This is a genomic window from Lederbergia citrisecunda (genome assembly GCF_018343695.1).
GTDB classification, from domain to species: Bacteria; Bacillota; Bacilli; order Bacillales; family Bacillaceae_C; genus Lederbergia; species Lederbergia citrisecunda.
This window is the reverse complement of the sequence record NZ_JAGYPJ010000001.1, coordinates 3,749,816-3,759,053: the sequence shown is the minus strand read 5'-3', so window position 1 is coordinate 3,759,053 and position 9,238 is coordinate 3,749,816. Positions and strand designations below refer to the sequence as shown.

General features: G+C 39.8%; 14 protein-coding genes. All 14 read right to left on the bottom strand.

Annotation, left to right across the window (positions count from 1 at the left end; genetic code table 11):
• The 14 genes from KHA93_RS18365 to rplO all read right to left on the bottom strand — a co-directional run bounded on the left by KHA93_RS18365 (nucleotide 1) and on the right by rplO (nucleotide 9,237).
• A complete protein-coding gene (locus tag KHA93_RS18365; RefSeq protein WP_213112038.1) occupies nucleotides 1-798 on the bottom strand; it encodes an energy-coupling factor transporter transmembrane component T family protein in 798 nt (265 codons plus the stop codon).
• Nucleotides 795-1,664, bottom strand: coding sequence for an energy-coupling factor ABC transporter ATP-binding protein (locus tag KHA93_RS18360; RefSeq protein WP_213112037.1), 870 nt, complete (start codon nucleotides 1,662-1,664; stop codon nucleotides 795-797). Before KHA93_RS18360 ends, KHA93_RS18365 begins: the two co-directional genes overlap by 4 nt.
• The gene (locus KHA93_RS18355) at nucleotides 1,640-2,482 is read right to left on the bottom strand and encodes an energy-coupling factor ABC transporter ATP-binding protein (RefSeq protein WP_213112036.1); all 843 of its coding nucleotides are present in this window, start codon (nucleotides 2,480-2,482) and stop codon (nucleotides 1,640-1,642) included. The genes KHA93_RS18360 and KHA93_RS18355 overlap by 25 nt, the downstream gene beginning before the upstream one ends.
• Before the next feature lie 503 nt (nucleotides 2,483-2,985).
• Nucleotides 2,986-3,348, bottom strand: a complete 363-nt coding sequence (gene rplQ / locus KHA93_RS18350) for a 50S ribosomal protein L17 (RefSeq protein WP_213112035.1) — start codon at nucleotides 3,346-3,348, stop codon at nucleotides 2,986-2,988.
• Nucleotides 3,349-3,423: 75 nt separating this feature from the next.
• Nucleotides 3,424-4,368 (bottom strand): DNA-directed RNA polymerase subunit alpha, encoded by a 945-nt coding sequence (locus KHA93_RS18345; RefSeq protein ID WP_213112034.1) that lies wholly within the window; start codon nucleotides 4,366-4,368, stop codon nucleotides 3,424-3,426.
• Nucleotides 4,369-4,538: 170 nt separating this feature from the next.
• Entirely contained in the window at nucleotides 4,539-4,928 is a 390-nt protein-coding gene (gene rpsK / locus KHA93_RS18340) for a 30S ribosomal protein S11 (RefSeq protein WP_213112033.1), read from the bottom strand.
• Between the two features lie 25 nt (nucleotides 4,929-4,953).
• On the bottom strand, nucleotides 4,954-5,319 hold the full coding sequence (rpsM, locus tag KHA93_RS18335; protein WP_213112032.1) for a 30S ribosomal protein S13: 366 nt from the start codon (nucleotides 5,317-5,319) through the stop codon (nucleotides 4,954-4,956).
• Between the two features lie 20 nt (nucleotides 5,320-5,339).
• Complete coding sequence (gene rpmJ / locus KHA93_RS18330) at nucleotides 5,340-5,453, bottom strand: 50S ribosomal protein L36 (protein WP_213112031.1); 114 nt, start codon at nucleotides 5,451-5,453, stop codon at nucleotides 5,340-5,342.
• Nucleotides 5,454-5,492: 39 nt separating this feature from the next.
• Nucleotides 5,493-5,711: a translation initiation factor IF-1 gene (gene infA / locus KHA93_RS18325; protein WP_207521113.1), complete on the bottom strand. Its 219-nt coding sequence runs from the start codon at nucleotides 5,709-5,711 to the stop codon at nucleotides 5,493-5,495.
• Complete coding sequence (locus KHA93_RS18320) at nucleotides 5,689-6,024, bottom strand: KOW domain-containing RNA-binding protein (RefSeq protein ID WP_213112030.1); 336 nt, start codon at nucleotides 6,022-6,024, stop codon at nucleotides 5,689-5,691. Before KHA93_RS18320 ends, infA begins: the two co-directional genes overlap by 23 nt.
• A 15-nt stretch (nucleotides 6,025-6,039) precedes the next feature.
• Nucleotides 6,040-6,786, bottom strand: a complete 747-nt coding sequence (map, locus tag KHA93_RS18315) for a type I methionyl aminopeptidase (protein WP_213112029.1) — start codon at nucleotides 6,784-6,786, stop codon at nucleotides 6,040-6,042.
• The gene (locus KHA93_RS18310; protein ID WP_213112028.1) at nucleotides 6,786-7,436 is read right to left on the bottom strand and encodes an adenylate kinase; all 651 of its coding nucleotides are present in this window, start codon (nucleotides 7,434-7,436) and stop codon (nucleotides 6,786-6,788) included. The genes map and KHA93_RS18310 overlap by 1 nt, the downstream gene beginning before the upstream one ends.
• A 64-nt stretch (nucleotides 7,437-7,500) precedes the next feature.
• A complete protein-coding gene (gene secY, locus KHA93_RS18305) occupies nucleotides 7,501-8,793 on the bottom strand; it encodes a preprotein translocase subunit SecY (RefSeq protein ID WP_213112027.1) in 1,293 nt (430 codons plus the stop codon).
• 3 nt (nucleotides 8,794-8,796) lie between these two features.
• Complete coding sequence (gene rplO, locus KHA93_RS18300) at nucleotides 8,797-9,237, bottom strand: 50S ribosomal protein L15 (protein ID WP_213112026.1); 441 nt, start codon at nucleotides 9,235-9,237, stop codon at nucleotides 8,797-8,799.
• Nucleotide 9,238: the final 1 nt, after the last annotated feature.

Sequence of the window (9,238 nt, the reverse complement as noted above, 5' to 3'; positions counted from 1 at the left end):
TTATGACCTTATAAAGGTTAGCAAAACCGTTAGCAGAATCAAAGCGGCAGCTACTGCTGTATCAGGCAAGCCCCATGTTAAGAGACGATATTTTGTTCGACCTTCACCACCACGATATCCTCTAGCTTCCATGGCTGTTGCTAGCTCTTCCGCTCGTTTAAATGCACTGACAAAGAGAGGAATAAGCAATGGGATGACTGCTTTGATTCGTTCTTTGAAAGGTCCACCAGTAAAATCAACACCTCTTGCCATTTGAGCTTTCATGATTTTATCAGTTTCGTCCATTAAGGTCGGAATAAATCGAAGAGAAATGGACATCATTAACGCTAGCTCGTGAACTGGGAACCTTACTTTTTTCAATGGGTTTAGTAAACTTTCAATCCCATCCGTCAACGTAATGGGCGTTGTCGTTAATGTTAATAAGGATGTGATGAATACGAGTAAAGTGAACCTCAATGATATAAAAATCCCTAGCCGCAAACCTTCATCGTAAATATTGACAAAACCCAATGAAAATATAACATTTCCTTCTTTATTGAAAAAAATCTGCAAGAAAAATGTAAAAATCACGAGAATGAGAACTGGCTTCAAACCATTGATTAGAAATTTAAGATTGATATTAGACAATAAAATGATCAATCCTACAAACAGTACGAGTACACTATACGTATAAATATTATTTGCAAGAAAAACAATACATATAAAGCCGAAAACGAACAATAATTTGGAACGTGGATCGAGGCGGTGGAGAATTGAGTTTCCAGGTATGTAGCGACCAAAAATCATTTTCTCCATCATAGCGAATCACCTCGCTCCTGCATTTCCTTCAGAGCCTCTGACAGCTCTTCAACCGATAAACAGGTCTTTCCTACTTTTCTATTCATTTTTCGTTCCAGCATATATTGGAACTTTACTACATCAGGTACATCTAGTCCTAGTTCCAATAATTCTTCAGGATTGGAAAAAATCATTCTCGGATCCGCTGTCTTTTTTACTTGTCCACGGTGCATAATCACAATTTCATCGGCATATTTTGCTGCATCTTCCATACTATGTGTCACGAGTATCGTAGATAAGCCTTTTTGCTTATGCAATCGATAAAACATTTCCATAATTTCAGTGCGGCCTCTAGGATCTAAACCGGCTGTTGGCTCGTCTAAAACAAGTACTTCGGGTTCCATCGCCAGCACACCAGCGATTGCTACACGCCGCATCTGGCCGCCCGACAAATCAAAAGGTGATTTTTGTAGTACCTCTTCTGGAAGACCGACTTCGACAATTAACTCTCTTGCCCTACGCTTTGCCTCTTCCTCAGAAACACCAAAATTCAATGGACCGAAACAAATATCTTTTTCAACTGTTTCGTCAAATAGTTGATGTTCAGGAAACTGAAAAACAATGCCTACTTTTTGACGGATTGGTCTAAGGTTCTTTTCTTTTTTTCCCGAATCGATGACTCGGTCCCCAATATGGACCTTTCCTTTTGTTGGCTTTAGCAGTGCATTTAAATGTTGGAGAACCGTTGATTTACCAGATCCAGTATGACCAATCAACGCCAAAAAAGTTCCCTGCGGAATGGATATGTTAACATCCTGAATGGCGAGACGTTCAAACGGAGTGTTAATCTGGTATTTATATTCTACATTTTGAAGTGTAATGTCCATAACTCATTCACCAACTCTGCGTCTGTCAAATAGTTTCGGGGAACCTCAAATCCTTTTTCCCGTAAAGCATTGGCCATTTTAATCGGAAACGGAATATCGAGGCCAAGTTTAACCAGTTCTTCTTCAAGGTGAAAAATTTCATCAGGCGTACCTTCAGTATAAACGGTACCTCTGTTCATAACGACTATCCGATCAGCCTGTGCTGCTTCTTCAAGGTCATGTGTAATCGAAATAACCGTTAAACCTTGCTCATTCTTCAAATCCCTAACAGTCCTAATTACTTCTTCTCGCCCTAAAGGATCAAGCATAGATGTTGCCTCATCAAGAATGATTACTTTTGGCTGCAGTGCAATCACTCCAGCAATGGCAACACGCTGTTTTTGGCCACCTGAAAGATGGTGTGGCTCTTGGTCAAGAAAATCAATCATTTTAACATGTTCTAAAGCTTGTTTAACGCGTAGTAACATCTCTTCATGTGGAACGCCATTGTTCTCTAACCCAAAAGCCACATCATCTTGTACCGTTGCTCCTACAAATTGATTATCCGGGTTTTGAAAAACCATCCCTACTAATTTGCGAATATCCCAAACTGACTCTGGAGTTAAGGAGATGTCATCAACTAACACACTTCCACTTTGAGGAAACTGCAAGCCGTTTAATATTTTGGCCAATGTAGATTTTCCAGAACCATTATGACCTACGATCGCTAACCATTCGCCTTCTGGTATTGATATAGATACATCGCTCAAGGCATTCGATTCCTGGCCTTCATATTTAAATGAAACTTGATTAATAGAAATAACGGATGAAGATGCCATGTCTGTTCTCCTCTCGGCTCGGCTAACTAAATACGAAAAGCTAAAGCGCCTTGCTTATCGACGTACAAATTTTCTGTCCAAAGACTTGCGAAAGGAAACACGACAAGTCTCGTCCATTTGGGACTTTTCTTAAGGAAATGGACCGGTTATTTGCTAGTCAAATGGCGCTGAAAGCAAAAAAAATTTTTTTCTACTTTCAATAGAGCAAACAAAAAATATGTCCGTAAATAGAAAAAAAGCCTGCACCTCACTCCAAGAAATTGTTGTAACAATTTCCAAATCCATCCTAGGATCTAATCAGAATAAGGGGAGGAGGCGCATTGAGCTAGACAGGATTTTCACTTAACCAAAAGCGCAAGTTGCTTGCACTAACCAATAAAAACATAAGTGCCTATCGTAACGCTCTTTTTAGCTTTATCATCTACGTTTATCAAAATGTTGTAGCGCTTTCGCTATCTATCAAAAGGGCAAAGACTCGATGCCCTGCCCTTTCGATAAATGTATTATACCAACTCGATAACAACCATTGGTGCACCGTCTCCGCGACGTGGTCCAAGTTTCATGATACGAGTGTATCCACCTTGGCGTTCCGCATAACGTGGAGCGATATCAGTAAATAATTTTTGAACAGCATCTTGGTTTGTTTCGGCATTAGCTACTTCATTGCGAATGAAGGCTGCAGCTTGACGACGTGCATGCAAGTCACCACGTTTTCCAAGAGTGATCATTTTCTCTACAACTGAGCGAAGTTCTTTCGCACGTGCTTCAGTTGTTTGAATGCGTTCGCTAATGATTAAGTCTGTTGCTAAATCACGAAGCATTGCTTTACGTTGAGAGCTCGTACGTCCTAGTTTTCTATAAGACATCAAGTTTCCCTCCTTCGTTGATAATATTTATAACGTTCAAGCATTTTAGAGGTTGGTAAACCTTTATTTAAGAGGTCAGTCATCTTTACGAAGTCCAAGACCAAGATCTTCCAATTTGGCTTTTACTTCTTCCAATGATTTTCTTCCTAAGTTACGAACTTTCATCATATCTTCTTCTGTCTTATTAGCCAGTTCTTGGACCGTATTGATTCCAGCACGCTTTAAGCAGTTATAAGAACGAACGGAAAGATCGAGTTCTTCAATTGTCATTTCAAGGACTTTTTCCTTCTGATCTTCTTCTTTTTCTACCATAATTTCTGCATGCTGAGCTTCATCCGTTAATCCAACAAAGATATTCAGATGTTCTGTCAAAATTTTGGCACCTAAAGAAATAGCTTCTTTTGGTCCGATGCTTCCATCTGTCCATACATCCAGCGAAAGCTTATCATAGTTTGTCATTTGTCCTACACGTGTATTTTCAACTTGATAGTTTACACGTGATACCGGAGTATAGATTGAATCAATTGGAATGACACCGATTGGTAGGTCATCTCTTTTGTTTAGATCAGCTGGCGTATATCCGCGGCCTCGTCTTGCATTCATACGTAAACGGAAATTCGCATTCTCGCTTAATGTAGCAATGTGTAAATCAGGATTTAAGATTTCTACATCACTGTCATGCATAATGTCAGACGCTTTTACTACACCTTCACCTTGTACATCGATTTCTAAAGTCTTTTCTTCGTCAGAATAAACTTTCAAAGCCAGTTTCTTTATATTAAGGATGATAGAGGTAACATCTTCGACGACACCCTCAATTGTAGAAAATTCATGTTGTACGCCTTCTATTTGGATAGATGTAACAGCAGCACCTGGTAGAGAGGATAATAAGATACGACGTAAGGAGTTACCCAAAGTTGTACCATACCCACGCTCAAGTGGTTCTACAACGAACTTTCCATATTTAGCATCATCGCTGATCTCAATCGTTTCAATTTTCGGCTTTTCCATTTCGATCATTCAAATATACCCTCCTTCAAAACGTCGAAATCTCGGAGTGTATTTTCCCGAAATTCCCCTTGTTACATTCCCATTTGTGCAACAACTGGATGAAGAATTGATTCATTTCGCGCATAAATTAACATATTCTCCCATTATAACCAAAGAATACTTTTTTTATACAAGAATCATTATACACGACGACGTTTTGGCGGACGGCATCCGTTATGTGGAACAGGAGTAACGTCTCTGATTGCAGTAACTTCAAGTCCTGCTGCTTGTAAAGAGCGGATTGCAGCCTCACGTCCTGCACCTGGGCCTTTTACTGTTACTTCAAGAGTTTTCAATCCGTGTTCCATAGACGTCTTAGCAGCTGTTTCTGCAGCCATTTGCGCAGCGTATGGTGTAGATTTACGTGAACCTTTAAAACCAAGCGCTCCTGCTGAAGACCAAGAGATAGCATTACCTTGTGAATCAGTGATTGTTACGATTGTATTATTAAATGTAGAACGAATGTGTGCAATACCAGTTTCAATATTCTTTTTCACACGACGTTTACGAGTAGTAGTTTTACGTGCCATGTTAGCATGTTACCTCCTTTACTTATTATTTTTTCTTACCTGCTACCGTTTTACGAGGGCCTTTACGAGTACGAGCGTTGTTTTTCGTGTTTTGCCCGCGAACAGGAAGACCACGACGATGACGAAGGCCACGGTATGAACCGATTTCCATTAGACGTTTAATGTTTAATGAAATTTCACGGCGAAGGTCACCTTCAACTTTAAGTGTATCAATGATATCACGGATTTTTCCAAGTTCATCATCTGTAAGATCGCGAACGCGTGTATCTTCTGAAACACCCGCCTCAGCAAGAACTTTAGAAGCAGTATTTTTACCGATTCCATAAATATATGTTAAAGAAATGACTACACGTTTTTCACGTGGAATGTCTACACCAGCAATACGTGCCATTATATAAGCGCACCTCCTTCTTATCCTTGTTTTTGTTTATGTCTTGGGTTTTCACAAATAACCATTACTTTGCCTTTTCTGCGTATTACTTTACACTTTTCACAGATTGGCTTAACTGATGGTCTGACTTTCATGTTTTATAACCTCCTTAGTAGTCCGGAGTGCAATGTTATTTATTTAAAACGATAAGTGATTCTTCCGCGTGTCAAGTCGTACGGAGAAAGTTCCACCGTTACTTTGTCACCAGGCAAAATACGAATAAAATGCATACGAATCTTTCCAGATACATGTGCAAGCACCGTATGACCATTTTCTAATTCTACCTTAAACATTGCGTTTGGCAGAGTATCAACAACTGTTCCTTCTACTTCAATTACATCTTCTTTCGCCATCTAAGCTATCTCCCTTCTCTAAAACATCCAGTTTCTCTTCTACAAATTTACCAAGTGCCCATCTAAGTTTCCCGTTCGTGACCCTTCCTGCTTCGATTAAACTGTTCTGAACTTCCGTAGAAACATAGTCGTAACACGTTAGATGTTGGATGTTCTTCTTTTTAGGACTATCGAATTTTCTTTTATCCCCATCCGCAATTAGAACGAACCGTTCATCGATGTGCCGGATAATAACCGCGAATTGTCCTGCGTCTCGTCCCTTATTGATAAGTACAATTTGACCTATACGGGGGGTCGAATCAGACTCATTCAACCAGATCACCTACGCTTAAATTCTTGTTAAAATCTCGTAACCAGTTTCTGTAATGGCAATAGTATGTTCAAAATGTGCACATATTTTTCCATCTACTGTAACAACAGTCCAATTATCCACTAAAGTTCTCACATAGCGGCTCCCTGCATTTACCATTGGTTCAATGCAAAGCACCATTCCGGGTTTTAATCGTGGGCCTTTATTTGGTGGTCCGTAGTGAGGAATTTGAGGATCCTCATGTAAATTCTGGCCGATTCCATGTCCTACATATTCTCGGACAACTGAAAAACCATTGGATTCTACATATGATTGAATCGCATACGATATATTAGAAAGACGTACACTCGGCATTGCCTCTTCTAAGCCAAGATAGAGAGATTTTTCTGTGACGTCGAGAAGTTTTTTTGCTTCCGCATCGATGTTTCCGACAGGATAGGTCCAAGCTGAATCACCATGATAACCGTTATATTGGGCTCCAATATCAATACTGATAATATCGCCGTCTTTTAAAACTCGGTTCCCAGGAATTCCATGAACAAGCTCCTCATTGACGGAAGCACAAACGCTGCCGGGAAATCCGTTGTAACCTTTGAAAGAAGGAATTGCATCGAAACCCGTAATGAACCTTTCCGCAATGGCATCGAGTTCTTTTGTTGTAATACCTGGCTGAATATGCTTTTGTAGTTCTTGATGAGTTAATGCAACAATTCTGCCAGCTTCTCTCATGATTTCTATTTCACGAGGGGTTTTACAAATAATCATTATATCAAACCTTTTAGCAGTAAATCAATGTCCGAGAATACTTGATCAATATGCTGTTGGCCATTGATGTTTTTCAAATAACCTTTCCCTTGATAAAAATCAAGTAACGGTTGTGTCTGCTTCATGTTGACTTCAAGACGATTTTGAACCGTTTCTTCATTATCATCTGGGCGTTGATAAAGCTCTCCGCCACAGCGATCACAAGTACCTGGTTCAGTTGGTGGATTAAATACAAGATGATAAGTAGCTCCACAGCTTTTGCAAATCCGTCGGCCAGTGAGGCGCTCCATCAAAATGCTTTGATCCACTTGTATGTTAATGACATGATCTATTTTTTTGCCAATTTCAACTAGAATATTTTCAAGAGCTTCTGCTTGAGCAACCGTTCTAGGAAAACCATCTAATAGAAAGCCATTTTCACAATCATTTTTACTTAATCGTTCACGGACAATGCCAATGGTTACCTCATCCGGAACAAGCTCGCCTTTATCCATAAAGGATTTGGCTTTTAATCCGAGTTCCGTACCTTCTTTCATGGCAGCACGAAACATATCGCCTGTAGAAATATGAGGAACCCCATATTTTTCTACAATTTTATCGGCCTGAGTGCCTTTCCCAGCACCAGGAAGGCCCATTAGTACTAAATTCATCTGTACCGCCCCCGACATCTAAATGGGTTCAGGAACAATCTACTTGTTCCTAAATCCACTTCGATTATTTAATGAAGCCTTTATAGTGACGCTTCACCAGCTGGGCTTCCAATTGTTTCATTGTTTCAAGGGCAACCCCTACGACAATCAATAGACTCGTTCCACCAATTTGTGCGGATTGAGGTAAGCCTGCAAATTTAATGAAGAAGACAGGTAATATTGAGATAATCGCCAAGAATAGAGCACCAACAATTGTTAAACGATATAAAACTCTCGTTAAGTATTCTTGAGTGTTTTTCCCAGGTCGAATACCCGGAATATATCCGCCTTGTTTCTTTAAATTTTCAGCTACTTGTTCTGGGTTTACTTGAACAAATGCATAAAAATATGTGAAAGCAACGATGAGCGCAAAATAAATCACCATTCCAATTGGTTTCGTATGATCGAAAATATATTGAATGGTGCTAGCTACATCACCGGAGCCAAAAAATGTTGCAATTGTTTGCGGAGTTACCATAAATGCACTCGCAAAAATAACTGGAATAACTCCAGCTGCATTTACCCTCATTGGCAAGTGTGTATTATGTCCACCGACTGGGCTACGTCCATCCATACGTTTTGCGTATTGGATAGGAATTTTGCGCAATGCCTGTTGTACAAAAACAACACCTACTATGATTGCAATAATCGCAAGAACAATAAGCAGCATAATGATTATCTTTAAAAATAGCTGCTCTCCTGCACCTTGAAACTGCTGGGCATAAATCTGATTAACTGCGTTTGGAATACCTGCAACAATCCCTGCAAAGATGATAATTGAGATTCCGTTGCCAACACCTTTAGATGTAATTTCTTCCCCAAGCCACATAAGAAATGCAGTTCCTGCTGTAAGCACAATCGCAATAATTACATATGTGCCAATGCTAGGGTCTTTAATGAGTTGCAAACCTGTCATTCGATTGAAGCCAAATGACATACCTACTGCTTGGATCAAAGCAAGAACAATCGTAAAGTAGCGCGTAAACTGTGCAAGTTTGCGTCTTCCTACTTCACCTTGCTTGGACCATTCTGTGAATTTTGGTACGACATCCATTTGTAAAAGTTGAACAATAATAGATGCAGTAATGTATGGCATAATCCCCATTGCAAAAATAGAGAAGTTTTTAAGTGCCCCACCACCAAAAATATTCATAAATCCAAACAAACTTGCTTGATCTTGCAATTGAAGCACTCTTGCATCTACATTTGGAACAGGTATAAAAGCACCTAAACGAAATACAACTAACATAAGTAAGGTGAATAGAATTTTTCTTCTAATATCACCTACGCGCATAAAATTGGAGATTGTCCGAAACATTAATTAGATCACCTCAGTTTTACCGCCGGCAGCTTCAATCGCCTCTTTAGCAGCAGAGGAGAATTTGTTCGCTTTTACAGTAAGCTTTTTCTCGATGTTGCCGTTAGCAAGAATTTTTATTCCCGATTTTTCGTTGCGTACAACACCAGTTTCGATAAGAAGTTCTGGAGTAACTTCTGTACCGTCTTCAAAGCGATTTAATTCGTCAAGGTTCACAATAGCAAATTCCTTGCGGTTAATATTTGTAAAACCGCGCTTTGGTAAACGTTGGAATAGTGGAGTTTGACCACCTTCAAATCCAAGACGTACACCACCGCCAGAACGTGCTTTTTGTCCTTTATGACCTTTACCAGCAGTTTTTCCGTTGCCTGAACCGATGCCTCGCCCAACACGGTTGCGCTCTTTGCGGGAACCTTCAGCAGGTTTTAGCTCATGAAGTTTCATA